The sequence below is a fragment of the Bradyrhizobium sp. USDA 4502 genome (assembly GCF_054063355.1).
The window spans coordinates 2903249-2928209 of sequence record NZ_JBSSGF010000001.1; the positions used below are offsets into that span (position 1 = coordinate 2903249).

The window sequence follows — 24961 nt, forward strand, 5'->3', positions numbered from 1 at the left end:
AACGCAATGATTGAGACGGTTGGCATTATCGGCGCCGGGACCATGGGCAACGGCATCGCGCAGATCTGCGCGGCGGCAGGCCTCGGCGTGACCATGGTGGATATCTCCGACGCGGCGGTCCAGCGCGGCCTGAAGACGGTCGGGAGCAGTCTCGATCGGCTGGTCGCCAAGGAGAAGATGACCGCGGCCGATCGCGACGCGACGCTCGGGCGCATCAACGCGACCACCGAAAAGGCCAAGCTCGCCGCCTGCGATCTGGTGATCGAAGCCGCGACCGAGAACGAGGAGCTGAAGATCAAGATCCTGAAGGATCTCTGTGCGGGACTGAAGCCGAGCGCGCTGGTCGCAACCAACACCTCGTCGATCTCGATCACCCGCCTTGCGGCCTCGACCGATCGTCCCGACCGCTTCATCGGGATGCATTTCTTCAATCCGGTGCCGGTGATGGCGCTGCTCGAATTGATCCGGGGTCTGCAGACCTCGGACGACACCGTCGCCAAGGCCGAAGCCTTCGCCAAGCGGGTCGGCAAGGTGGCGATCACGGCGAAGAACAGTCCCGGCTTTGCAGTGAACCGCATCCTGTGCCCGATGATCAACGAGGCGATCTTCGCGCTGCAGGAAGGCATTGCCACCGCCGAGGAGATCGATGCCGGCATGAAGCTCGGCTGCAACCATCCGATCGGCCCGCTCGCGCTCGCCGATCTGATCGGGCTCGACACGATGCTGTCGGTGATGGAGGTGTTCTACACCGGCTTCAACGACCCCAAGTACCGGCCGGCGCCGCTGCTGAAGGAGATGGTCGATGCCGGTCATCTCGGCCGCAAGACCGGGCAGGGGTTCTACAGCTACAGCAAGTGAGGCCGGCGCGCGCCTGACCCCGTAATCATCCGGGATGGATCGCGCGGACAAGGTCGCGTAACGACAAGACCTGATCCGCCACGAGGCGGGGGACATCAGAAACGAGGCCCGGTCTCCTAGGCACACCGGGCCTCGTTTTTTTGTGGGATTCCGGGCTCAGTTGGCCGATGCGACCGGCGTGACGCCGGTTTCGTCGGGATCGGCGCCGAACAGGCCGACGAGGAACTTGTAGTAGTCCGGCATCTTCTCCTTCAGCGTGGCGCGCGTATAGGGTTCGTGCTCGGAATCCTTGCCGGCCAGGAAGATGCTCGCCGTCACCGCGAAGAACTCCTGCTGGTTCTTCAACGCGTAGGCCTCCTTGGCGAACAACTCCTTCGACTTGGCCTGGCTGAGGAAGCCCTTGATGCCCTTGTTCTCATAGCCGTTCGGCATCAGCCGGACGTGATAGGCGTGAAGGAACTCGTGCAGCAGCACCGGCTCCTTCGCGTAACGCATCATGTTCGGACGCAGCCTGATGATGCCGATGCCGGAATCGAGCGCAAGCGCGAGCGGATCCGAATTGGTCCATTGCTGCTTGTCGTGATCCCAGATGGTGACGTCGCGCGTCGTGCCGCGGTCCCATTCCGGCGGCGTCAAGCCATAGCAGGCCGCTGCCGCGCCTTCGTCGAGACACGCCATCTCGCTCGCAACGATCGGCACGCGATGGAAGAACTGCAACACCTTCGGGCTGAAGCCCGCGGTTTCCACGACGTCGAGCTGGCGGCGGACCATGTCAGCGATGCTGGTAACGTCCTTGCGGTCGGCGTTCTCGGAGAGATCGAAGACGTAGCCGCGATATTTCTCGACGCTGCTTGGTGCCGCCTCGGACGGCCCCGACATTCGTGGTCCGGCAACGGCCGGGCCGGCCGCAAGTGACAGGATCATTGAAGCAATGAGCGCGCTGCGCATGATTATCCCCCGTGCGACGAGCCCTCTCCGGGTGTCGTCGTCCATTGAGCCGCGCGGGAGACTAGGGCAGCCGCCTTGCGGCGCGCTTAAGTCGTACATTTCAACCGGGCATCTGCGATTAGGCGCCGGTTAACTACATGCGCTGGGATGGCCCGGCGGGCAGCGGGTCTGGAGGCCGCGGGGGCCGATGACCCGTCAGCCGGTCCTCACCGTGCCGCGACCGGGCTTTGAGCCATCGTCACAGCTTCTTGAGGCGGTGCCCGGAAACCTCGCAGATCCTGCCGCCGTACCTAGATCAGCGGCTGGGAGCCGATTGAGCAAGGAAACACGATCATGCGCAGGACGAATTGGGCAATTCTGGCGTTCGCGGCGCTCGGAACGAGCTGGATTGTCGGTTCCGCGTCGCCTGCGGCGGCCGATCCCTACGAGTATCCCTGGTGCATCCAGGGCCGGCAGGAGGGATATCCCGGCTATTGCGGCTACCAGACCTATCAGCAGTGCCAGGCATCCGCGTCGGGCCGCGACGCCTATTGCGGCATCAATCCGCGCGTTGCCTTCAGCCAGCAGCGGATGGCGCCGCGGGCGTTCCGCTGAGCGGCGCGAGGAGGTCGGGCATGCGACCGTCGGGCACGATGGTTGCATAGCTGACGGTCGGATCATCATTTCTGCCTTGGAGCGAATATGGGCGAGATCATCAGGTTCATCTCGAAGTCCGAACGCGAGCGTGCGCGTCTGATCCGCGAGGCGCGTGCGAACTATGAGCGCATCTTTCCATCGGCCGACCCGGCTGATGCGCAGGGCGCCGCAGACGAGGGCAGCGGCAGCGAGGCGTCGTCGAAGCCGTAGCGCGCCGGTATTGCGCGCAAGGGGGGCGGAGCGGCGATGTGGCAGCGTTTGTGGCAAACTTGGACGATCGACAAGCCGGCCGCGCTTGGCGATTGGCTGTGGCAGATCCTGGTCGTTGAGCTCGCCGCCTTGCTCGATCGGCTGACGTTGCGGAAGCTGATCGCGCTGATCCCGGTTGCGATCGTGATCGGCGCCTATTGGCACCGGATTCCGCTTCCTCCCGAGCTGATGCTGGTCGGCGATGTGCTGGCCTATATCGACATCTTCTCGATGATCTTCCTGATCGGCTTCTTTACCCGGGTTGCGACGGTTGTGGCGGTCGTCAGACAGGCTATCGGTCTCGTCCGCGGCGTGATGCAGCATGTGCCGATGGCGCTGCACAGGTTTGGCGTTCGTCACCGTCGTGCCAAGGACGGTCCGCGCCGCAAGCGGCTGATGCATGCGAAGACAGATGACGATGGCGCCGCCGGCATGGCAGGCTTGGCTTGGGCCTAGTCCGACGCGATGTGGCGGTGACGAACGCGATCGTGGCGTCTATCGCGGCTGCCCGGCCTGATCGCCATCATCCGCCTTCGGCCGGGCCGGGCTGTGCGCGGACGCGCCGTCCTGGCTCCGCCGGTGCGAACTGGAGAGGTCGGTCGCGGCGTGCTGGGATCGATGAAACGCGATACCCATCTGGAAACTCCAGACGCCAAAGAGCAGCGCGCCTGCCACACAGGCCGCCACGAAAGCCCAATCGCGTTTCCTCATCGGTCCAACAAAGCCAATTCGATACCGCACCAACCGCGTGTGCTCCGAGGCTCGCCAAGCGAGCCCGCCGCATTGTGAGACGATTGCATGCGCTTGTCGATCCGCGCGGCTCACCCTCGCATCGGTTACGGAGCGGTGATCATCAAATCCTGCGTCCAGAAACACTCCGACCAGATTGCGCGGCCCCCGCAACAAACTTGCCAAACTTTCACTAGGGCGCTGGCGCACTGAGTTCGAAAATGCAGGACCCGATCGGACGATTCGCCAATGACCGAACTTGAGGAGCTCAGATATTTCGAGCATCAGTGCCTGGAGATGGCGGAGCAATCCACGCTGCCGGATGCCCGCCGCGCGCTCCAGATCCTGGCGCGCAACTACGCCGCCGCGGCCGAAATCGTCGAACGGCGCGCGCAATCCGCCAACACTGCGCTCGCGCAGCTGTTTCGATGCTTGAGGCTGTGACCGGTTGAAAGCGTGACGAGGGCACCGCGTGCGCCGGTCACGACGATCGATCCCGTTGGCGCGGATGCGGTCTGCCCGTAACGCCGCCGGCTTCAGGACGCCTCGGTCCACCTTCGTCGGTATCGAAATGCTTGAACACATCGGGCGACGCTGCCATCAGATTGCGCGATCCCGGCGGCATGGCGCCGTCGGCAGTCGGAAGGCGAGGTGCTGCGATGTTCTCGCTGACTTTTCTGGGAACGTCGGCAAGCGTGCCGTCTCCCGAGCGCAATCACCCGGGCATTCTCGTCGAGGCAGCCGGCAGTCGTATTCTGGTCGATTGCGGCGAGGGAACGCAGCGCCAGCTGCTGCGGAGCGGCGCCGGCTTTCGACGGCTTGATCACCTGCTGCTGACCCACGGGCATTTCGATCATGTGCTCGGCATCCCCGGGCTGTTTTCGACCCTCCGGTTGCGGCAAAGTTCGGATGCGATGACGATTCATGCCGGGCCCGGCACGCTCGATGTCGTCGTCCGGATGCTGGCAGGCCTATGGGGCGAGGGCCGAGCGCCGATCCCGCTTGATCTGGTGCCGTTGAGCGAGGGGCGAGTCCTCGACGCCGGCGAATTCACCATCGATTGCTTTCCGGTCCGCCACCGGGATACGGACAGTTTCGCTTTCTCCTTTCAGAGCGCGGTGCGCCGGCATCTCCTCCCGGACCGGCTTCTGGCGCTGCGCGTGCCTGATGGGCCGGTTCGCCGGGAGCTGGCGGAGGGCCGGCAGGTGAAGCTGGACGATGGTCGCACCATCGATCCGGAGCAGGTGCTTGGCCCGGCCCAGGGGCGAAAGAAGCTCGTCATTGTCGGTGATGCTGAAGCAACCGAGGGGCTCGCCGAACACGTCGGGGACGCCGACGTGCTGGTGATCGAAGCGACGTTTCTCAAGCGCGACGCGGCCATCGCGCGCGACTACGGGCATTTGACGGCCAGCGAAGCCGCCGCGCTCGCGGCGCGGAGCGAGGTCAAGCAGCTCATCCTCACCCACATCTCCGGCCGCTACCCGGACGAGGACATTCTGGCGGAGGCGACGAGGACTTTCCCGAACAGCCGGATAGCCATCGACTTCGAACGCATCGCTATCTGAGTGCGCGCCGCACGAACAACGTTTCATTAACCCGACTCACGCAACGTCGTCCCAGGCCGTCTGGATGGGCCGCTAGCAGAAGGCCGCCACGAGTGACTACGTGGCGGCTTTTTGCGTCCCACAGTGCCAAGGGAGACGACCGATGGACTACGGCGCCTTCACCGACGCCAGCCTGAAGATGATGTACGAAGCCGTCCGCGGTGCGCTCAGAGCCGACGACGAATTCGAGGCAGCCGGCGAAGAGCCAAAATTCCGCGTCCGCGCGACGCCCGAGTGGAAGCGGCATGCCGGCAGCCTCGAGGCCGAGATGCTGAAGCGAGGGATGCAGCTCGATATCATCGACTGGACAGGCGGTCAGGGCGAACTGCCGTTATCTTGACGGCCGAACTCCAGCAGCGTTCCGAATGTTCGCTCCGAATTGTGCGCTGAACGGCGCGCTTGCGCCGTCATGCGTCGCGCTCCACCCCTCGGCGCGGGGGCGACCTCTCTGACGCGGGCTGCTTTCGAGCTGCCTTGAGCTGTTCCCCGATCGTTCCCTTTCAACGACGACGCTGGCCCGATCAGAACGTCCAGTGGCCAAAGCTGAATTCCGCAAGGGCCTAATTTGCTCCACCGATGCGCCGCCATTTTGCCGCGCCTCGTTCGCTTTGCCCAACTCTGTTCATATACCTTACGAGGTAACACAGATGTCATCTGTTCGCGGTTTGTGTCGCCACCGATCGGGGTACTCGATCTAACTTTGTCTACGGCTCGGGCTTCAGGGCGTCCGTCAAGGCCTGCTTTATGTGTTCGGCCTGTTCCTTCGTCAGCTTCTCGGCGAAGTGGCCGTCTTTCTTCAACTGCGCTGGACCCTTGAGCTCTCGATCATAGACCATCCAGTCGGTGCTTCCTCTCCGAACGACAAACCTTGACTGTAGGGGCGCTGCGTATCTCAACGATACCTCCCAATGAATCCAGCTGCTCGTCTCCAAAAGACACATCCGGTGACAGCTTGTTCCTGAACCGGGACACTGAAATTTCCTGCGCCACCTAAAGAGCAAGGCTCATGCCGGAATACGCGCGCCGCCGACCGGTCCGGAGAACCGCAGGCAGGCTCGACGCCGGCGACGCCGAACGTGATGACTGCGACAGGGAGAGCAACGAGCCGTTGGCGTCCGGATGCGTCTGGTCCGAGCATTGGGATTGCAGTTCTGACCGTCCCGAAAAATTACGCCGCCGGGCCCGAAATGGTTTGTCCCGGCGACGCCCTGTTCTTCCAGCCTCTGGGCCCTGAAATCCCCAGCGCCGAAAACCTACTAAAGATCACGCCGAACAACTGTGGCTTGGTTCACACAAAATTAAGAAGAAGAGCCGGCGTCAGGGCCCGGGCCGGCTACCCAACACCATGGGAGCGACGTCACTGCCGCACGGAAATTTCGCGAATGTTTGAATTTGTTTGGTGAGCGCGGAGGGACTCGAACCCTCGACCCCATGATTAAAAGTCACGTGCTCTACCGCCTGAGCTACGCGCTCACTCACCTGAACATTAGATCCGGACGCCAGCGGTGAACCGCTCCGGATCGTGCTCCAGCCCGCGCTGTGTAGGGGGCAGGGCCCATCGGGTCAATAGCCGAGGGGCGCTCAATTGTGCACCGACGCGCCGGATTTGCTGTTCCGGCGCCTGTGCTTAGGGCCGCTTCTTGAAGTTGGCTCAGTTGTCGCGGCGGATTTCCGAGCCGACCGGCTGCGACGGGGCGGCGACCGAGGGCAGGCTGACCGGGCGCAACCCGATCAGTTCCGCGGTGCGGATCGCGCTGTTGCGCCAGAATGCGAACTCGTTGATCCGCGAATTTTCCAGGATCGCGATGGAGACCGCCGCCAGGAATGGCAGGCTCTGCAACACCAGGACGCCGGCGAAGATGTAGATCTCGCGCACCTGCTTGTAGCCGTTGGTGACGACAAGCACGACGGCGCCGATCAGCAGCAACACGCCGATCACGGCTTCCCAGAACGCCTGGAACTCGATCGACATCCGCGACAGGCCGCCCTTGGAGGTGCGGGCGAACGCAAGATGCTCGGTGATCAGGCCCTGCGCCACCGCGCGCGACACCGTCCACTGCACGCTCATCGCCGCGATCATGGCTCCTAACATCTGGCCGGCCTTGATGTTCACGCGCAGCCGGTAGAGCGCGACGAAATGCACCAGCGAGACGATGAAGGAGGCGATGATCGGCAGCGTCAGAATCTTGTCGGGGATTGCGATGTCGGCGAAGGCGACGATTGGCACCCAGATCAGATTGAGGATCGCGACCACGACGCCGAGGCTTTCGGCGCCGAGCCAGTTCAGCCAGCCCAGCGAGAACTCGCGGCGCTGATCGGGCGTCAGCCGGCTGGCGCCGGGCAGGAAGCGCCGCCAGTGCTTCTTGACGATCTGGAAGCCGCCATAGGCCCAGCGATGGCGCTGCTTCTTGAAAGCCTCATAGGTGTCGGGCAGCAGGCCTTCGCCGTAACGCACATTGGTGTAGTGCGTGAGCCAGCCCTGCTGCTGGATCGAGAGGCCGAGATCGGTGTCCTCGCAGATCGTGTCGCTGGACCAGCCGCCGGCCTTGTCCATGGCGGCGCGGCGGATCAGGCACATCGTGCCGTGCACGATGATGGCGTTGAACTCGTTGCGCTGGACCATGCCGATGTCGAAGAACCCGGCATATTCGCCGTTCATGATGTAGTGCATCAGCGAGCGATCGCCGTCGCGATGCTCCTGCGGCGCCTGCACGAGGCCGACGCGCGGATCGGCGAACGCCGGCACGAGATCCTTCAGCCAGTCCGGATGCACGACATAGTCGGCGTCGATGATGCCGATGATCTCGGCATCCGCCGCGGTGCGGTCCATCGCGATGCGCAGCGCACCGGCCTTGAAGCCCTGCACCTTCTCGGCATTGATGAACTTGAAGCGCTCGCCGAGCAGCCGGCAGTGATCCTGGATCGGCCGCCAGAAGTCGGGATCGGGCGTGTTGTTGATGATGCAGACGCACTCGAAGTTCGGATAGTCGAGCCGCGACACCGCATCGAGGGTCTGCTTCAGCATCTCGACCGGCTCGAAATAGGCCGGGATGTGGATCGAGACCTTCGGAAACTTCACGTTCTCGCCGATCGTGGCAGGCGCAAGCGGCTCGCTCTTGCCGATCAGCCGGCGCGGGCCGCGGCCGAACGCCACCGCCGCGATCTCCTCGATCCGCGCCATCGCGATCAGGACCAGCGGAACCAGCAGCACCAGGCCGAGGCTGAGCGCGAAGGCCGAGCCCCAGACGAAGTAGTGCGTCGTCCAGTAGGAGAACACCGTCGCGACCCACGCGCCGACGCCATTGGCGGCCGCCGACAGCAGCAGCGCCTGCATCACGGTCGGTTGGTCCAGCCGCAGGATCGGCAGCGACATGAACAGGCCGACCAGGACGGCGACCAGCGCGATCTTCCAGTAGTTCGGATCGGTGACCGGTCCGGTCCAGGCGAACTTTGGCTCGCGGTCGGCATTGAGGATGCCCCAGTAGGGGCCGACGCCGCCTTCGAAGAACTTCCAGGGCTGATCGATCGCCTCGACGATGTTGTAGTCCATGCCGATGGCTTCGGCGCGGGTGACGAAGTTGCGAAGCACGGTGGCCTGCTGGAACGGGCCGGGAACGGCGCTGCGCAGATTGTAGCCCTGGCTCGGCCAGCCGAATTCGGCAATCAGGATGCGTTTGCCGGGGAAGGAGTCGCGCAACAAATTGTAGCGGTCGACCGCCTGGTCCACCGCCTGCTTGTCGGTGAAGTTTTCCCAGTAGGGCAGCACGTGCGCGGCGACGAAGTCGGACGAGTTGGCGAGCTGCGGATGGTCGCGCCAGATGTTCCAGATTTCACCGGTGGTGACGGGAACGTTGACCGACTTCTTGACCCGCTGGATCACCTTGATCAGCCGGTGCACGTTGTTTTCAGCGATCGCCCACTTGATCGCTTCAGCGCGCTTGCTCAAACCGCTGCTGCCATCTTCATCCGGCTGCATTTCCGCGTCGTGGAGGCGCTGCGCTTCCTCGCGAAGAATCCTCTCGGACTCCTCGGGGGGCACGCCGATCTCCGGAACCGAGCCGAGGTTTTCCAGCGGCACCTGCTCGCCACGGAATACGGTTTCGTTGCCGACCACGATGCCGATGACGTTGCTGTTGCGCTTGGCCAGGTTGATCGCGGCTTCGATCTCGCGGTTGTTGCGGTTGGCGTCCTTGTCGATCCACGCGCCGACCGTGACCTTCATGCCGAATTCGGCGGCGACCGGCGGCACCAGCTCGTTGCCTTCGGTCGATGAATAGAGACGGACCGCCTTGGTGAGCGTGGAGAGCTTTCGCAGGTCGGTGCGCACCTTCTCGGTGTCGGCGGCGACGTCGGCGACGGTGTGGCCGGACTCGAACGGAGCGTAGGACAGGCTCGGCAGCGTGCCACGGAAATCGGGCGCCGGCTGCTTCTCCTGGAAGAGACCCCACAGGGCGGCGTGGGCGGCGGTGACAAGCAACAGGACGGCGACGACGGCGCGCATCGCGGTTAAACCATACGGGGCCTGAGATTGAGGACTAAGCGAACCCGTCCCCTGGGTTCGACCAACACGACAGCGGAGGGAAAGATATCTCCGCCATCCGATTTAACAACTGGTGTGCCGCGATGGCGTTTTAAGGGCGCAAGCCGTTCCAGCCGCGAAAAAAATCGCGGCCGGACCCCGGTCGCGGGATATGGCTATTTCGACGCCGGTGCAGGTGACGCCGACGGGGTCGGTGCAGGCGAGGGCGAGGCTGCGGGTGCCGGTGCGGCGGTGCCGGCCGTCGCCGGCGCCGGGGTGGGAGCAGCGGCGGCGGCCGCGGCCTGGGGCTGCGCGCCCGGATTGATCCAGCAGGCGTGGATGCGGCCGTCGAGGCTGCCGCGGACCTTGTCGTCGATCTGGGCGCCGAACCGGGTCAGGCAGCGGAACGCCGCCTGGACGTGGCCGCCGGGGCAGCCGAACCGGTCGTAGAGGTCGAGATGGCGGAACGCGGTATCGAGGTCGTCGTTCCACATCAGGCGGACGACGCGGCGGCCGAGCCAGACGCATTCCGGGTTGCCGGCCGGACCGTTGATGGCCTGCTGGGCCTCGACGAATTCCTCGACCTTGCGCTGGTTGGCTTCCCGTGCGGCATTTGCGTTGGCGTCGGGCTGTCCAGGCTGCTGTTTGGCCTGATCCGCCGGATTCGGCGTGCCGCTCTGGGCGAACGCGCCGCCAGCCCCAATGAGGAGCGCAAGGCCCGTTACGGCAAGATGGCGCAAAGTAGTGTTCTTCAACTCAAGCAGCCGTCGACGCATGTATTCCCCGATAATGTTCCTGCCCCCGCGGGATCATCCTAACGGCTCGCGTGATGCCGTCCAAATAGGTCTCCAGTGCGGCGGAGACTCTGGCGAAATCTGATGACTGGAATTTGGTATTTTGTCCAGCAAACTCACAACTTTATCGACCCAGCGCAAAACTGTCGCAGGACAACCATGGTATTGACCTAATCCCGCTCTTGGCAGATGGGCTGTGACCGGCTAATTCGACGGTCCCCCGGAGGATGGAACCGATTTCGCTTCGTACGCCGCTGGCGCTTCTCCTGATCTCGCTCGCCGTGATTGCATCCGTGTGGTGGTGGCTCGCCACGCCGATTACGCTCGTGCGCGCGCCGATCGATCCCGCTGCAAAGCTGCAATGCGTGTCGTATACGCCGTTCCGCGGCGCGCAGACGCCGCTGGATCCCACCACGCAGATTCCAGTCGAGCAGATCGAGCAGGATCTGACCGATCTCGCCAAGGTCACCGACTGCGTGCGCACCTATTCGATCGAGAACGGCCTCGACCAGGTCCCCGGCGTTGCGGCCAAGGTCGGGCTGAAGGTGATGCAGGGCATCTGGCTCAGCAGCAACCGCTTCAAGAATTTGCAGCAGATCGCGATCGCGGTCCGGCTCGCCAAGGAGTATCCTGGCGTCGTCACCTCGCTGATCGTCGGCAACGAGGTGCTGCTGCGCGGCGAGATGACTGCCACCGATCTTGCTGGCAACATCCGCGCGGTGAAGGCGGCGGCGGGCAATCTTCCTGTCACCTATGCCGACGTCTGGGAATACTGGGTGAAGAACCGCGAGATTTATGACGCGGTCGATTTCGTCACCATTCACATCCTGCCGTATTGGGAGGACATCCCGGTCAAGGCGAAGTACGCCGCGGCGCATGTCGACGATATCCGCAAGCGGATGGCGGTGACATTCCCGGGCAAGGAGATCCTGATCGGCGAGACCGGCTGGCCGAGCCAGGGGCGGATGCGGGAGGGCGCATTGCCGTCGCGCACCAACCAGGCGCGGGTGGTGTCCGAGATCCTCGACCTCGCCAAGCGCGAGGGCTTTCGGGTCAACCTGATCGAGGCCTACGACCAGCCCTGGAAGCGCAAGCTCGAGGGCACCGTCGGCGGCAATTGGGGCCTGTTCGATTCGGTCAAGCGGCAGGTGAAATATCCGCCCGGCGTTGCTATCACGAACTATCCGGACTGGAAGCTGCAGATGGCGGGCGGCATGGCGCTGTCCGTCGCCACATTCCTCGCGGCCTGGCTGACGCTGCGCCGCCGGCCCTGGACGCCGCGGCCGTCGGCCTGGATCGCGGTCGCCATTTCGGCGACGACGGCGGGGGCGCTGCTCGGGATTGCCGGCGACAAGATGTATTACGAGAGCTACGGCGTCGGCGGCTGGCTGCATTGGGGCGTGCTGCTCGCGGCGGGCATTGCCGCGCCGCTGCTGACGGCGCATGCGCTGATCGCCGGCCGCTCGCTGCCGACCTTCCTGGAGCTGGTCGGGCCGCGCGACTATCGCGGCAAGGGCGTGATCGGCGCGGTGCTGGCGATTGTGCTGATCATCACCACGGTGATTGCTGCCGAAACCGCGCTCGGCTTCACCTTCGATCCGCGCTACCGCGATTTCCCGTATGCCTCGCTGACCATGGCGGTGGTGCCATTCGCGCTGCTGACCATGCTCAATCGCCCGAAGGAAGGCATCCGGCCGCTCGCTGAATCCGTGTTCGCCGGCCTGCTGGTGATCGCCGCCGGCTACACGATCTACAACGAGGGAACGATCAACTGGCAGTCGGACTGGACCTGCGTGATGTACCTCCTGCTCGCCGCTACGCTGTGGCGGGCGCGGGCCGCGCAAAACCCAGGATGAACAGCCCGATCGCGAGCCCCGACAGCACGACATTGTAGAGCACGATCCCGAGCCCCGCGGCGATCAAGCCGACGGTGAGCAGCACGATCGACGGCCGCGTCAGGTTGAGCACCGCGATTACCAGCGCGGTGATCCCGAACACCGAGTTCTTGAACAGTACGGTCGACAGCGCGCGAGCCTTGCAGAGCATGGTCTGCGCGCCGGCGTCGCAGGCCAGCGCAACGGGAGAGAACTCGATTGCCAGATAGCGCACGTAGAGCGCGTAGCCGACGGTGACGAAGCCCACGACCATCAGGAACTGGACCTGATAGGGGGAGAGGCGGAACGGAGGTTTTGTCATCGCGGCACTATGGTCGGGATCGGGTTGCGGGACAAGTTCGGTCGGAGCATCGAAATCGGTTGAAAATCCGGCCACAATCCCTTGGCTCACATGATTATTGGCTGTTCCGCCGGAATATCGAGGAGATCGTGGTCGGCTCCGGCTTCTTGTCCTCGGCGACCGGCTGCTGCGGTGGCGGCGGTGCGACGGCGCGCTTCGGCACGGCCCGCCGATGCGATGGCGCCGGCTTGGCTCCGGCGGCCGGCTCGTTGAGGGCCAGCCGCTGGCCGTCATAGATCGCCGTCTCGCAGGTCCGCTGCACCAGGCTGAGGCCCGCGCAGATCCTGGCGGCGGTGCCGGCGTCGTTCAGCGGTCCAGCCACCAGGCGCAACTGCATGCCGAGCCCGTTGCTGCTCTCCTTGATCACGATGATCGGCCGCAGCGCCGCCAGCGGCGCGTTGGCCTTCGACTTCAACAGGCCGCGCCACAGCGCGCGCAGTCCATTGACCGAGTTGGCCGTGCCGAGATCGACGCCGAACTCGGTGCGGTGGATCTGTGCCTGCGGCGCATCGTCCTCGGCGTCCGGATCCGCCGTGATCACCAGCGGAGGGATCGGTGCGACGGTGACATCGTTGGCGGTCGGCGGCTTGACGGTTTCGGTTGCCTTGTTCGCCGCAGGATCGAGCGATGCCAGGACCGGCTTGTCGGCAAGCGGCTTGTCCGCGACCGGCGCCGGCGCAGCGGGTGCATCCTCGGCGCCGGCCGCGGCGGCGCTCATTGGACTTGCGATCGATGCGGCCGTGGCGGAATTCGGCGGCGAATTGTCGGAGGCTGGCGGCTTCTCCGCGGCGGCCTGCGGCTTGGCGGGCGCGGGCGCCGGTTTCTTGTCGGCCGTTGCCGGCTTTTCGGCCGCCGCAACCAGCTTCTCGATCGGCCCCGTCGCCTTGCTGTCGCCGGCTGTGGGCAGCTTGTCGATCGCCGCCGGCTTGTCCAATGCGACCGTCGGCATCGTTGCGACGGCGGCAACGGTTGGCGCGGAGGCGGCGGGCGACGAACTGGCGGTTGCGGGCGAGGTACCGGGCGCTGCCAAGGGCGATGGTGCCGGCGGCTGCCTGGCGATCGCGCCGGTCACGGAGTCGAGACCCTGCTCCAGCGTGGTGACGCGCGAATACAGCCGGTCGCGGTCGCCGTTGAGCGTATCGATCGCAGACGCCAGCCGGCGCGTCTCGTTGTGGCTCTCCTTCGCCAGCGTCTGCAACTGCTGGGCCTGTCGCGCGAGGTCCGCTGCGGCAACCTGGTCGCGCCGCAGCGTCAACGCCGACTGGTTGGCCATCACCGCGACGGTGACGGCGCCGACCGCGGCAACGCCCCACGAGCCGAGCCGCCACAGCATGCGGCGATCCAGAGCATCCTCCTCGGCCAAAAAGCCGGTGGTGCTCTCGGTGTCGAATTCCGCCGCCAGATTGTCGCGATCTTTGGCCAAAGCCCGCTTGGCCCTCCTCGAGGCCCGCCGAATCACGAGGCAAAGATTAACAGGAAATGGACCGGGAACTTGAATCCGGAGCGCCACGGAGGCGAATCGGTTTCTTCTGCCGGGGAAAACAATTAAAGACGGCCTCGAAGACAGCTTTGCGCAGCGGACTGCGCGCGACATCGAGGATTGCGAATGACTGCGCGAACGAGCCTGACAGTGGTGCTTGCGGCCGGTGAGGGCACGCGGATGCGCTCGTCGCTGCCGAAGGTGCTGCACCCGGTGGCCGGGCAGCCGCTGCTGGCGCACGTGCTCAACGCCGCGGCCTCAGGCGAGGGATCGCAGCTGGCGGTCGTGGTCGGCCCGGACCATGAGGCAGTCGCCGCCGAGGCGCGCCGGGTGCGGCCCGATGCGCAGACCTTCGTGCAGCGCGAGCGGCTCGGCACCGCGCATGCGGTGCTGGCGGCGCGCGAGGCGATCGCCCGCAGCGCCGACGACCTCTTGATCGCATTCGGCGACACGCCGCTGATCTCGGCCGAGACCTTCGCCCGTATGCGCGCACCGCTGCGCGACGGCGCGGCGCTTGCGGTGCTCGGCTTCCATGCCGCCGACCCGACCGGCTACGGCCGCCTGGTGGTCGAGAACGGCAAGCTGGTCGCGATCCGCGAGCAGGCCGATGCAAGTGCCGAAGAGCGCAAGATCACGCTGTGCAATGCCGGCGTGATGGCGTTCGACGGCAAGAAGGCGCTCGCGATCATCGAGAAGATCGGCAATGCCAATGCCAAGGGCGAATATTATCTGACCGATGCCGTCGGCATTGTCAGGGAACTCGGACTGGAGGCCGTCGTGATCGAGACAAGCGAAGACGAAGTGCGCGGCATCAACACCAAGGCGCAGCTCGCCGAGGCCGAGGCCGTGATGCAGGCGCGGCTGCGCAACCAGGCGCTCGAGGCCGGCGTGACCCTGATCGCACCGGAGACCGTCTATCTCGCCGCCGACACCAAATTCGGCAAGGACGTCACGATCGAGCCGTTCGTTGTGATCGGAGCGGGCGTCTCGATCGACGACGGCGCCGTGATCCACTCCTTCTCGCACATCACCCAAGCTACGATCGGCAAGAAGGTGGAGCTCGGACCCTACGCGCGGCTGCGGCCCGGCACCTCGCTCGGCGATGGCGTGAAGATCGGCAATTTCGTCGAGACCAAGGGTTCGAGGCTGGAGGCCGGCGTCAAGGTCAACCATCTCTCCTATGTCGGCGACGCCCATGTCGGTGCCAATTCCAACCTCGGTGCCGGCACCATCACCTGCAACTATGACGGCTTCCTCAAGCACAAGACGCTGATCGGCGAGGGCGCCTTCATCGGCACCAATACCTCGCTGGTCGCGCCGGTCACGATCGGCAAGGGCGCCTATATCGGCTCGGGCTCCGTGATCACCAAGGACGTTCCCGACGATGCGATGGCGCTCGAGCGCAGCGAGCAGTCCATCCGCGAAGGCGGCGCCGCGCGCTACCGTACGGCGAAGCTGAAGGAGAAGGCGGCGAAGGGGAAGTGATCTTCTCGCGACATCTTTGCGAGCCTGTCTCGACCATAAGGTGTCGTCCCGGCGAAAGCCGGGACCCATACTCCGCGGCGGAAGTTGGGGACAGGACTCGTCGTTCCAGCATCGTGAAGCAATAACCGTCGGTGGTTATGGGTCCCGGCTTTCGCCGGGACGACACTGAGTGTGTTGCGCGATCTGTGAGTCACACATGCGAATCGGGTGACGGGGTTCGCAACGGGCTGATCGCAACGTCGATCGGTTGACCCGGTTCATGCCGCATTCTTCGCCTGGCGCGGCTCGTCGGTCTTCGGCTCTACCGGTCCGAGCAGGATGCGCCGCTGCATCTCGTCGAAGGCGAGGTTTGCGTTCTTCTCCCGTGTCACCAGCGACAGCAGGATCGCGACCGCAAAGGATAGCGGCATGCTGATGATCGCGGGATTGCGCAGCGACACGAACCACCATTGATGCTCGACCGCGGCGAGCGGCTTGCCGAGAATGTCGACCTGGATGGTCGGGGACAGATAGATCAGCACCAGCGAGCTCAGTGTGCCGACGAGGATGCTCGCCACGGCAGCAGGCGTCGTGAAGTGGCGCCAGGTGATGGCGAGCACGAGCGACGGGAAGTTGGCGGCGCAGGCGATCGAGAACGCAAGTCCCGCCATGAACGCGACATTCTGGCCTTCGAACGCAATCCCCAGACCGATGGCGAGGATGGAAATCAGAACGGTCGCGACCCGCGCGACCTTGAGCTGCTCGGCCTCGGAAGCGGTGCCGCTCCGGATCACATTGGTCCAGACGTCGTGGCAGAGCGTGGCGACGCCCGACAGCGTCAGCCCCGCGACGACGGCAAGCATGGTCGCGAACGCGACCGCACAGATGAAGCCGAAGAACGCATTGCCGCCGACGGTGAGTGCGAGCAGGGGCGCTGCCATGTTGCCGCCGCCGCCGGCCTTGGCCACCGCCTCGGCGCCGACCAGCACCATGGCGCCGAAGCCGATGATGAAGACCATGAGATGAAAGACGCCGATCAGGCCGGTGGCATAGAGGATCGACAGCCGTGCGGCTTTGGAATCCTTCACCGTGTAGGCCCGCATCAGCACATGCGGCATCGCGGCGGTGCCGAACATCAGGCCGAGCCCGAGCGAGATGGCATCCCATTGACCAGAGACCACCTTCGATCCCGGCTGCAGCACCTTGGTGCCGTATTTCTCGGACGCCGCGGCGAACAGCTTCAGCGGGTTCATGTCGAAATGGGTCAACACGAGGAGGGCGAGCAGGATGCCGCCGCCCATCAGCAGCACCGCCTTGACCACCTGCACCCAGGTCGTCGCTAACATGCCGCCGAACAGCACATAGACCAGCATCACGCTGCCCACGACGATGACCGACCAGGTGTAGGGCAGGCCGAACAGCAGCTTGATCAGCGATCCCGTCGCGACCATCTGGGCGATCAGGTAGAACAGGATCACGGCAAGTGTACCGATGGCGCCGGCGAGGCGCACCGGGCGCTGGCGCAGGCGATAGGCCACGACGTCGGCGAAGGTGAAACGGCCGACATTGCGCAATGGCTCGACGATCAGGAACAGAATGATCGGCCAGCCGACCAGCCACCCGATCGAATAGATCATGCCGTCGAAGCCGTTCGAGGTGACGATGCCGGCAATTCCGAGCAGGGCCGCGGCGCTCAGGAAGTCTCCCGCGAGTGCCCAGCCGTTCTGCCACGGCGTGACCTGGCCGCCGGCGGCAAAGAAGTGCTCGGTGGTGCGCGTGCGCCGCGCAGCCCAATAGGTGATTGCCAGCGTCAACGCCATGAAGGCGAAGAAGAACCCGATCGAAAGCGTGCTGCTGCCCATTTGCCTGTCCCCTTAGCGAAGCTCGCGAACGCCTGCGTCGAACACCCGGTTCGCCCACAGCACGTAGACCAGGCAGAGCACGAAGGAAGAGATGATGACGAGCGGGCCGAGCACGATGCAAAGCGACAGGCCGGGCACCAGGATGGTGCCGAGCAGCGGCTTGTCGAACGCGAAGAGCCCCATGAAGCCGAAATAGATCACGATCATCGCAACGCTCAGAACGAGCGCGACCGTCAGCCGCTTCTTGGCCAGTTTCTTGGCCAGCTGCTCGGCCTGCTTCTTGGCCAATGCGCCGCCGTTCGGCGCCGGATCGGCATTGCCGGGAATAACCACGTTCATATCGGCCCCTCAAAACTTCAGCGCGCTCTGCTTGCGCCAATCGGACGAGCTTCAGCCGGGGGCTGACGGAAGGGAATTATGGATTTTTGCAATCTGCTGTGCGCGGCTGCGGCACGACATCGGCCAGCGTGACCTGCATGTCGGGATCCTGCTTCAGGGTATTTTTCAGGAAGGCGCGGACGGCGCGGATGCGCGGGGCGAATTGCAGGTCGCTGTGGACGTTGAGCCAGACCTCGCGAACGGTGCCGGCGAGAGCCGGCAGCACCGGTATCAGGTCGGGCCGGTCCCTTGTGGCAAAGCTCGGAAGCATCACGATGCCGAGGCCGCCCGCCGCGGCGTTCATCTGCGCGATCATGCTGTTGGAGTGGAAGGCGATTTTCGGCTCTTCGATGACGTCGGCGAGCCAGCGCACCGAATCGACCTGGATCAGGTCCTCGATATAGGACACGAACCAATGATCCTGCAGGTCGCGCAGGCTTGCGGGCATCCCGTGGTGGTCGAGATAGTCCTGGCTCGCGAATAGCCCGAGCCGAAACTTGCCGATGCGCTCCGAGATCAGGCCCGGACCGGGCGGCCGGAAGAAGGACACGAACAGATCGGCCTCGCGCTTATGGACGTAGACCGTCTGGGCGGACGTGACGAGTTCGACGGTGAGCTGCGGCGTGGTGCGTCGCAGTTTGGCAAAGCGTTGCGCCAAATAGAGCGAGGCGATCCCCTCCATGGTGGCGAGCCGCACGGTCCCGACGAGCTCCTGGGTGTCGCTGGCGCTGGCTTCCTCGCGGATCGCGATCACCGCGCTCTCGACCCGCTCGGCATGACGCAGCAACCGCTCGCCGACTTCGTTGAGCTTGAGGCCGGTGCGGTGGCGTTCGAACACCGCAACCCCGAGCGAAGCTTCCATTTGGGCGATGCGCCGGCTGACGGTGGAATGGTCGAGCCGCAGCCGCTTTGCCGTTTGGCTCAAATTCCCGGCGCGGGCGGCGCAGAGAAACACCCGCAGATCGTCCCAGTTGATCGTGTCGAACATCACCGGCCTCCAGGTTGCGGCCGTTGAAATTGCGGCCCTTGTCAGCAAAGCAATTCCCGTTCCAGCGCGTGGCGGTTCCGATCCTTCGCAACCGACCTTGCGACAATTCCCATGCACGCCGGCAAGCCAGGGATGATACCGCTTCGCTCTCCTAGTCCTAGCCGGGATTTTCGACATGCTTCCTCGTTTCAAGGCTGCTGCCGTCCACGCCGCGCCCGTCTTCCTCGACAGCTGGGCGACCACCGAAAAGGCGATCGCCATCATTCGCGAGGCGGCCAGAGCCGGCGCCGAGCTGATCGCGTTTCCCGAAACCTATATTCCCGCCTTTCCGGTCTGGGCTGCGCTGTGGCCTCCAATCGACAACCACGATCTGTTCGTGCGCATGGCGGAGCAATCCGTGCTGGCGGACGGACCGGAAGTGGCGCGGCTCTGCGCCGAGGCGCGCGCCCTCGGCGTCACGGTCTCGATCGGTATCAGCGAGCGCTCGGCCGTCAGCGTCGGGGGGCTGTGGAACTCGAACCTGCTGATCGGCGAGACCGGAGAAATTCTCGTCCATCACCGCAAGCTGGTTCCGACCTTCTATGAGAAGCTGGTGTGGTCGTCCGGGGATGGTGCGGGCCTTAAAGTCGCGGAGACGCGGCAGGGCCGGATCGGCGGGTTGATTTGCGGCGAGAATACCAATCCATTGGCCCGCTTCGCGCTGATGGCGCAGGGCGAGCAGGTGCACATTTCGAGCTGGCCGCCGATGTGGCCCACCCGGCGCCCGGCAGGCGGCGGCAATTTCGACAACGTGGCCGCCAACCGCATCCGGGCCAGCGCCCATTGCTTCGAAGCCAAGGTATTCGGGATCGTCACCGCCGGCTACATGGACCAGGCGTTGCGCGCCTTCCTCATTGAACGCGATCGAACGATCGCCGACGTGATCGACCAGACACCACGTGCGGCGAGCTTCTTCGTCGATCCGACCGGCAGCGTCTTCGGCGATGGATTGCAGGACGAGGAGGGGATCGCCTACGCGGAGATCGATCTCAATCGCTGCGTCGAGCCGAAACAGTTTCACGACGTAGTCGGTTACTACAACCGCTTCGACATCTTCGGCGTGACGGTCGACCGCAGCCGGTTGACCCCGGCTCGATTCCGCGATCCAGAGCAGCCGATAGCGGACGTGCAAGACGCGGCAATTCTGTCGGTCGATGCCGACGCTGCATCGAATGGGCAGGGCCGCGACCTCCGGAGCTGACGAAGCCTTGGTGCTGCCTCACACGATCCTTCGTCCGCGGGCGGGACCCGACGCGGACATCGCGGTCCGGCATTCTCGATAGTCCGCAAACCTGCACCGTTGCCAACGCGGGAATGTATGGCTACGCTTTACCCTGGGTAGGCTGCCAAACGTTCCTTCGATCGGCCGGACGCTCATGCCAAAATTCCTTCGCATCGGAGTCCATCAGTCGAACGTTTCCGGATACACGTCGAAGGCATGGTGCATTCGACGGGCCGGCTCGACGGTTTTCCTGAAATGGGGCGCCGTGCAGGTTGATGGCGCGGGCGACAGGCGAAAGGTCCACTGGACGTTTCCACCGCAGGAAAAAACCATTCGCTGCCGCACGGTGCAGCGCGCCCAGGACTACACCAAGGCCGCCATCGCGCGGCGACGCAGCCATCGCTATGAACCGCTGGCTGGGAATATCGCGAACCGGCGGCGAACCACCGACCGGGACTCGCAGCTCAAGCAGGCGCTCGCCACGATCCTCTATGTCGATATCGTCCGATCCACCGAAAAGGCCGCGCGGCTCGGCGACACGCGCTGGGCGACGGTGATGAACCACTACTATGTCGCTGTGCGCAGGGAGCTGAAGGCCTTGCGGGGGAAGGAAGTCGTGACGACGGGCGACGGGTTGCTGGCGACGTTCCGCGCGCCGGCAGCCGGGATCCGTTGCGCGACCGCGATCCGCGAGTCCGTGCGCACGCTGGGGCTGGAGATCAGGGTCGGACTGCACGCGGGCGAATACAAGGTGAGTGGCGCGGAGGTGATCGGGCTTGCGTTTCACATCGGCGCGCGCGTCGCGGCGAAAGCGCGGGCCGGCGAAGTGCTGGTCTCGAGCGCGGTCAAGGACCTGATGTCAAAGTCCGAAATCCGCTTCAAGGACCGCGGCGCGCACCAGCTCAAAGGCGTGCCGGAGCGATGGCGGCTCTACCGGGTGGAGCATTAGGGCGTCCCGGGAGCGTCGACTACCGCCAGCGTCGGCTGGCCTCGCCGAAAGGCGTTAATGACATATTGATGCGGTTAACGACGTTTGCCGTCTGCGGTTTCATCGCTCTTAGGAGGCGACAAGGCAAAACACGGCATGCGCAAACATGCCGCGACCGTTCTGATTGGAGTCTTTTGCAGCCTGGTGACGTACTTCAGCGCCGCACGACTCTACCAATGGGCCGAGACCGGACAGTTGGCGGTGCTGTCCCGGAAGACACACGACCAGCCTGAGTTCGTTTCCTGGGGCGACGATCGGCCCAGCTTCGTGCTGCTGTTCGCGCTCTATCTGTTTTTCCTCAAGAACGGACTGCTCGGCATGCTGGTTACGTGCCGCGAGGTCTGGCTGCGTGGCCGGGGATGGGAACCGTGAGCGCGCGGCTGATCGCTGGATTGATCAGGGTGCTGCTCGGAGGTCTTCTCACGGCCGGTCCGCCGCTCGTGTCGGTCGCGCGCGGCGACGAAACTGCGAGCATCAATGCACGACGCGAGGCGCTTCGCGAATGGAGCAGCCTTGCCAATGGACGCACGGACTTTGAAATTTCCGATCCGGCCTTGGTGCCAAGGATGCTCGCGCTTGCGGCCGAGCAATCCGGCTGCAAATACAGTGATGACATCGAAAAGCTGCCGGTTCGCTTCATGAAAGTGGCCGGGCACCGTCTCGCGCTGATGTTCTGTCGGCTTTCCGTGACTGGATCGCATCGCGCGTTCGATCTTTCCGACGTCAGCAGACCAAAGCCGATGGAATTTCCGTACGTCGCGCTGAACGGCTTCGGTACGACGGACACTCCGGGTTTCATCACATGGAGGGAGGAGGCCGGCTTGTTTCAGGCTGAAACCGGATCGGACCTGTGTCCCAGCCCACACCTGCGGCATGTCTATCGGCTAGACGTGACCAATCGCGAAAGCTTTGTCGTGGTTCGCGTCGAGGTCAGCGCGCCTGCGTGCGGCGCGGGTCAGGAATGGACCACGATCTGGGAGGCGAAACCGTGGCCCGCGCCGGCGGATCCGCACTGACGCGCTCTTGCCAAAATGGTTAGCCCCGATTAACCAACCTTTCGCATCACCTTGCCGTTTAAGACTGTCGCAATCGGCAATAATTATTGAGTATCTTGCGGCCGGCGATTCCCGTTAAGGGACCGTGTCGCCGCTTTGGCAAATTTTCGGCGATTTTTGGGGACATTGAACCGCATGTGCGGCATCGTCGGCATTCTTGGACGCGCTCCGGTCGCGGAGCAATTGGTGGATTCGCTCAAGCGGCTCGAATATCGCGGCTATGATTCCGCGGGTGTCGCCACGTTGGAGAATGGCGGCCTGGCGCGGCGCCGCGCTGAGGGCAAGCTGAAGAACCTCGAGGCCCGGCTCGAGGCCAAGCCGCTCGGCGGCCATACCGGCATCGGCCACACCCGCTGGGCCACGCACGGGCGGCCGACCGAGAACAACGCGCATCCCCACGCCACCGAGCGCGTCGCCGTGGTGCATAACGGCATCATCGAGAATTTCCGCGAGCTGCGCGAGGAGCTCGAGGCCAAGGGTGCGGCGTTCTCGACCGAGACCGACACCGAGGTCGTGGTGCATCTGGTCGACAATCTGCTCAAGGGCGGCGTCAAGCCGATCGAGGCGGTGAGGGCGGTGCTGTCGCAGCTGCGCGGCGCGTTCGCGCTCGGCTTTATCTTCGCCGGCGAGGACGATCTGATGATCGGCGCGCGCAACGGCCCGCCGCTCGCGGTCGGCCATGGCGATGGCGAGATGTATCTCGGGTCCGACGCGATCGCGCTCGGGCCGTTCACCGATACGATCAGCTATCTCGAGGATGGCGATTGGGTGGTGCTGAACCGCAAGGGCGCCACGATCTTCGACAAGGACAACGCCATCGTCCACCGCGAGGCGATCAAGCACACGACGGCAACGGCGCTGGTCGACAAGGCGAACTACCGCCACTTCATGGCGAAGGAGATCCACGAGCAGCCGGAAGTGGTCGGGCACACGCTGGCGCGCTATGTCGACATGGCGACCGAGCGCGTCACCATGCCGGTGAAGCTGCCGTTCGACTTCAAGGATATCCAGCGCATCTCGATCACGGCCTGCGGCACCGCGAGCTATGCCGGCTTCGTCGCGAAATACTGGCTGGAGCGGCTGGCCCGGCTGCCGGTCGAGCTCGATGTCGCCTCCGAATTCCGCTACCGCGAGGCACCGCTGCGCAAGGGCGACCTTGCGATCTTCATCTCGCAGTCGGGCGAGACCGCCGACACGCTGGCGGCGCTGCGCTACGCCAAGGCGCAGGGCGCACACACGCTCTCGGTCGTCAACGTGCCGACCTCGACGATCGCGCGCGAGAGCGAGACCGTGCTGCAGACGCTCGCCGGTCCCGAGATCGGGGTTGCCTCGACCAAGGCGTTCACCTGCCAGCTGATGGTGCTGGCCTCGCTCGCGGTCGCCGCCGGCAAGGCGCGCGGCGAGCTGTCCGATGCCGACGAGGCCAAGCTGGTGCATGGTCTGGTCGAGATCCCGCGCCTGATGTCGGAAGCGCTCACCACCGAAGTGCAGATCGAGAAGCTGGCGCGCGAGATCTCGAAGTCGCGCGACGTGCTCTATCTCGGCCGCGGCACCAGCTATCCGCTGGCGCTGGAGGGCGCGCTGAAGCTGAAGGAAATCTCCTACATCCACGCCGAGGGCTACGCCGCCGGCGAGCTCAAGCACGGGCCGATCGCGCTGATCGACGAGCACATGCCGGTCGTGGTGATCGCGCCCTACGACAAGGTGTTCGAGAAGACCGTCTCCAACATGCAGGAGGTCGCCGCCCGCGGTGGCAAGATCATCCTGATGACCGACGCCAAGGGCGCGGCGGAAGCGACCATCCAGTCGCTGGTGACGATCGTGATGCCGGACATGGGGGCGACCTTCGCGCCGATGGTCTACGCCGTTCCGGTGCAGCTGCTCGCCTATCATACCGCTGTCGTGATGGGCACCGATGTCGACCAGCCGCGGAATCTGGCCAAATCGGTCACGGTCGAATAGTCGCAAGCCGCAGCTTCACGCGGCCCTTCAAAAATGCGACAGAATGGCTTAGCTGGGTGGTGGACTACGGCCGCTTCGACGACCCTGGAACCGCAATGACCTCCAACCAAGTGCCTCCCGCCTCGACCGGTGAATTGCCCCCGGATGCCCCGCGCGGGCTGATGGCGCGGTTTCGCAACTATTTCCTGACCGGCCTCGTGGTGGCCGGACCGGTTGCGATCACCCTGTATCTGACCTGGTGGTTCGTGAACTGGGTCGACAATCTGGTCCGGCCGTTCGTGCCCACGGCCTACCGGCCGGAAACCTATCTGCCGTTCGGGCTGCCGGGTTCCGGCCTGATCGTCGCGGTCATCGCGCTGACGCTGCTCGGCTTCCTCACCGCCAATCTGATCGGGCGAACCCTGGTCGATCTCGGCGAACGGCTGCTTGGCCGCATCCCTGCGGTGCGCGCGATCTATCGTGGCCTCAAGCAGGTGTTCGAAACGCTGTTCTCCGGCAACGGCTCGAGCTTTCGCCGCGTCGGCCTCGTCGAGTTTCCCTCGCCCGGCATGTGGTCGATCGTGCTGATCTCGCAGGCGCCGAGCGCCGAACTTGCCGCTAGCCTGCCCGGAGCGGAAGAGCACATCTCGGTGTTCCTGCCGTGCGCGCCGAACCCGACCACCGGCTTCTTCTTCTACGTGCCGAAGAGCAAGATCATCGAGATCGAGATGAGCACCGAGGATGCCGCGACGCTGATCATGTCCGCCGGCGTGGTGCAGCCCGGCGCCAACGATCAGAAGCGCGCCGCGGCGCTCGCCGGCATGGCCAATGCTGCGCGCATTGCGAGCCAGGCTTCGCTGCAGCCGGCAACTCAGCCCGCGCCGGCGAAGGTGGAGTAGCGGCCGGCGCGCCTATGCGGCGTGTCTAGCTGTACCATCGCGCTATCGCACCGTCATCCTGAGGAGCGCGCTC

At 64.7% G+C, this 24961-nt stretch carries 24 protein-coding genes and 1 tRNA gene; 15 read left to right on the forward strand and 10 right to left on the reverse strand.

Annotation, left to right across the window (positions count from 1 at the left end; all coding sequences use genetic code 11):
• The first annotated feature begins 6 nt into the window (after nt 1-6).
• Nucleotides 7-858 (forward strand): 3-hydroxybutyryl-CoA dehydrogenase, encoded by an 852-nt coding sequence (locus ACVW1B_RS13240; protein WP_456780587.1) that lies wholly within the window; start codon nt 7-9, stop codon nt 856-858.
• A gap of 156 nt (nt 859-1014) precedes the next feature.
• On the opposite strand, the gene ACVW1B_RS13245 is transcribed toward ACVW1B_RS13240, so the two are convergent.
• Entirely contained in the window at nt 1015-1806 is a 792-nt protein-coding gene (locus ACVW1B_RS13245; RefSeq protein WP_456780586.1) for a hypothetical protein, read from the reverse strand.
• A gap of 333 nt (nt 1807-2139) precedes the next feature.
• Between ACVW1B_RS13245 and ACVW1B_RS13250 the strand changes: the two genes are divergently transcribed.
• From ACVW1B_RS13250 to ACVW1B_RS13275, 6 genes are all read left to right on the forward strand, one after another.
• Complete coding sequence (locus ACVW1B_RS13250) at nt 2140-2400, forward strand: DUF3551 domain-containing protein (RefSeq protein ID WP_028340725.1); 261 nt, start codon at nt 2140-2142, stop codon at nt 2398-2400.
• A gap of 87 nt (nt 2401-2487) precedes the next feature.
• Nucleotides 2488-2652 carry a hypothetical protein gene (locus ACVW1B_RS13255; RefSeq protein ID WP_016846117.1) on the forward strand — a complete coding sequence of 55 codons (165 nt, stop codon included), beginning with the start codon at nt 2488-2490 and terminating at the stop codon, nt 2650-2652.
• 36 nt (nt 2653-2688) lie between these two features.
• Entirely contained in the window at nt 2689-3147 is a 459-nt protein-coding gene (locus ACVW1B_RS13260; protein ID WP_456780585.1) for a hypothetical protein, read from the forward strand.
• A gap of 522 nt (nt 3148-3669) precedes the next feature.
• Nucleotides 3670-3864 carry a hypothetical protein gene (locus ACVW1B_RS13265; protein ID WP_016846119.1) on the forward strand — a complete coding sequence of 65 codons (195 nt, stop codon included), beginning with the start codon at nt 3670-3672 and terminating at the stop codon, nt 3862-3864.
• A 215-nt stretch (nt 3865-4079) separates the two neighbouring features.
• Entirely contained in the window at nt 4080-4985 is a 906-nt protein-coding gene (locus tag ACVW1B_RS13270; RefSeq protein ID WP_456780584.1) for a ribonuclease Z, read from the forward strand.
• A gap of 142 nt (nt 4986-5127) precedes the next feature.
• Entirely contained in the window at nt 5128-5364 is a 237-nt protein-coding gene (locus ACVW1B_RS13275; protein ID WP_057018484.1) for a hypothetical protein, read from the forward strand.
• Between the two features lie 364 nt (nt 5365-5728).
• Here the strand turns inward: ACVW1B_RS13275 and ACVW1B_RS13280 are convergent, their stop codons facing one another.
• The 4 genes from ACVW1B_RS13280 to ACVW1B_RS13295 all read right to left on the reverse strand — a co-directional run bounded on the left by ACVW1B_RS13280 (nt 5729) and on the right by ACVW1B_RS13295 (nt 10319).
• Nucleotides 5729-5860 (reverse strand): hypothetical protein, encoded by a 132-nt coding sequence (locus ACVW1B_RS13280; protein ID WP_256438746.1) that lies wholly within the window; start codon nt 5858-5860, stop codon nt 5729-5731.
• A gap of 561 nt (nt 5861-6421) precedes the next feature.
• Nucleotides 6422-6497, reverse strand: a tRNA-Lys gene (locus ACVW1B_RS13285).
• Between the two features lie 178 nt (nt 6498-6675).
• Nucleotides 6676-9525 (reverse strand): glycosyltransferase, encoded by a 2850-nt coding sequence (locus ACVW1B_RS13290; RefSeq protein WP_456780583.1) that lies wholly within the window; start codon nt 9523-9525, stop codon nt 6676-6678.
• Nucleotides 9526-9719: 194 nt separating this feature from the next.
• Nucleotides 9720-10319, reverse strand: coding sequence for a beta-1-3, beta-1-6-glucan biosynthesis protein (locus tag ACVW1B_RS13295; protein WP_456780582.1), 600 nt, complete (start codon nt 10317-10319; stop codon nt 9720-9722).
• Between the two features lie 245 nt (nt 10320-10564).
• On the opposite strand from ACVW1B_RS13295, the gene ACVW1B_RS13300 reads away from it, so the two are divergent.
• Entirely contained in the window at nt 10565-12193 is a 1629-nt protein-coding gene (locus tag ACVW1B_RS13300) for a glycoside hydrolase family 17 protein (RefSeq protein WP_253608663.1), read from the forward strand.
• On the opposite strand, the gene ACVW1B_RS13305 is transcribed toward ACVW1B_RS13300, so the two are convergent.
• Together ACVW1B_RS13305 and ACVW1B_RS13310 are read right to left on the reverse strand one after the other, a co-directional pair.
• Nucleotides 12153-12533 carry a hypothetical protein gene (locus ACVW1B_RS13305; RefSeq protein ID WP_016844836.1) on the reverse strand — a complete coding sequence of 127 codons (381 nt, stop codon included), beginning with the start codon at nt 12531-12533 and terminating at the stop codon, nt 12153-12155. The two genes, ACVW1B_RS13300 and ACVW1B_RS13305, sit on opposite strands and share 41 nt — an antisense overlap.
• Nucleotides 12534-12627: 94 nt before the next feature.
• Nucleotides 12628-13995: a hypothetical protein gene (locus ACVW1B_RS13310; RefSeq protein WP_456780580.1), complete on the reverse strand. Its 1368-nt coding sequence runs from the start codon at nt 13993-13995 to the stop codon at nt 12628-12630.
• Between the two features lie 183 nt (nt 13996-14178).
• Between ACVW1B_RS13310 and glmU the strand changes: the two genes are divergently transcribed.
• The gene (glmU, locus tag ACVW1B_RS13315) at nt 14179-15537 is read left to right on the forward strand and encodes a bifunctional UDP-N-acetylglucosamine diphosphorylase/glucosamine-1-phosphate N-acetyltransferase GlmU (RefSeq protein ID WP_456780579.1); all 1359 of its coding nucleotides are present in this window, start codon (nt 14179-14181) and stop codon (nt 15535-15537) included.
• Between the two features lie 257 nt (nt 15538-15794).
• Here the strand turns inward: glmU and ACVW1B_RS13320 are convergent, their stop codons facing one another.
• The 3 genes from ACVW1B_RS13320 to ACVW1B_RS13330 form a co-directional block, all read right to left on the reverse strand.
• A complete protein-coding gene (locus ACVW1B_RS13320) occupies nt 15795-17378 on the reverse strand; it encodes a solute symporter family protein (protein WP_456792191.1) in 1584 nt (527 codons plus the stop codon).
• A gap of 12 nt (nt 17379-17390) precedes the next feature.
• The gene (locus ACVW1B_RS13325; protein WP_456780577.1) at nt 17391-17717 is read right to left on the reverse strand and encodes a DUF485 domain-containing protein; all 327 of its coding nucleotides are present in this window, start codon (nt 17715-17717) and stop codon (nt 17391-17393) included.
• 76 nt (nt 17718-17793) lie between these two features.
• Complete coding sequence (locus tag ACVW1B_RS13330) at nt 17794-18744, reverse strand: LysR family transcriptional regulator (protein WP_028332060.1); 951 nt, start codon at nt 18742-18744, stop codon at nt 17794-17796.
• A 175-nt stretch (nt 18745-18919) separates the two neighbouring features.
• Here ACVW1B_RS13330 and ACVW1B_RS13335 point away from each other — a divergent pair, with 175 nt between their 5' ends.
• From ACVW1B_RS13335 to ACVW1B_RS13360, 6 genes are all read left to right on the forward strand, one after another.
• Nucleotides 18920-19984, forward strand: a complete 1065-nt coding sequence (locus ACVW1B_RS13335) for a carbon-nitrogen hydrolase family protein (protein ID WP_456780576.1) — start codon at nt 18920-18922, stop codon at nt 19982-19984.
• Between the two features lie 175 nt (nt 19985-20159).
• On the forward strand, nt 20160-20954 hold the full coding sequence (locus ACVW1B_RS13340; protein ID WP_057018716.1) for an adenylate/guanylate cyclase domain-containing protein: 795 nt from the start codon (nt 20160-20162) through the stop codon (nt 20952-20954).
• 135 nt (nt 20955-21089) lie between these two features.
• Nucleotides 21090-21365, forward strand: a complete 276-nt coding sequence (locus ACVW1B_RS13345) for a hypothetical protein (RefSeq protein WP_057018715.1) — start codon at nt 21090-21092, stop codon at nt 21363-21365.
• On the forward strand, nt 21362-22009 hold the full coding sequence (locus ACVW1B_RS13350) for a hypothetical protein (RefSeq protein ID WP_456792192.1): 648 nt from the start codon (nt 21362-21364) through the stop codon (nt 22007-22009). Before ACVW1B_RS13345 ends, ACVW1B_RS13350 begins: the two co-directional genes overlap by 4 nt.
• Before the next feature lie 174 nt (nt 22010-22183).
• A complete protein-coding gene (glmS, locus tag ACVW1B_RS13355) occupies nt 22184-24010 on the forward strand; it encodes a glutamine--fructose-6-phosphate transaminase (isomerizing) (RefSeq protein ID WP_456780574.1) in 1827 nt (608 codons plus the stop codon).
• A gap of 95 nt (nt 24011-24105) precedes the next feature.
• Nucleotides 24106-24888 (forward strand): DUF502 domain-containing protein, encoded by a 783-nt coding sequence (locus ACVW1B_RS13360; RefSeq protein WP_456780573.1) that lies wholly within the window; start codon nt 24106-24108, stop codon nt 24886-24888.
• Nucleotides 24889-24961 lie beyond the last annotated feature (73 nt).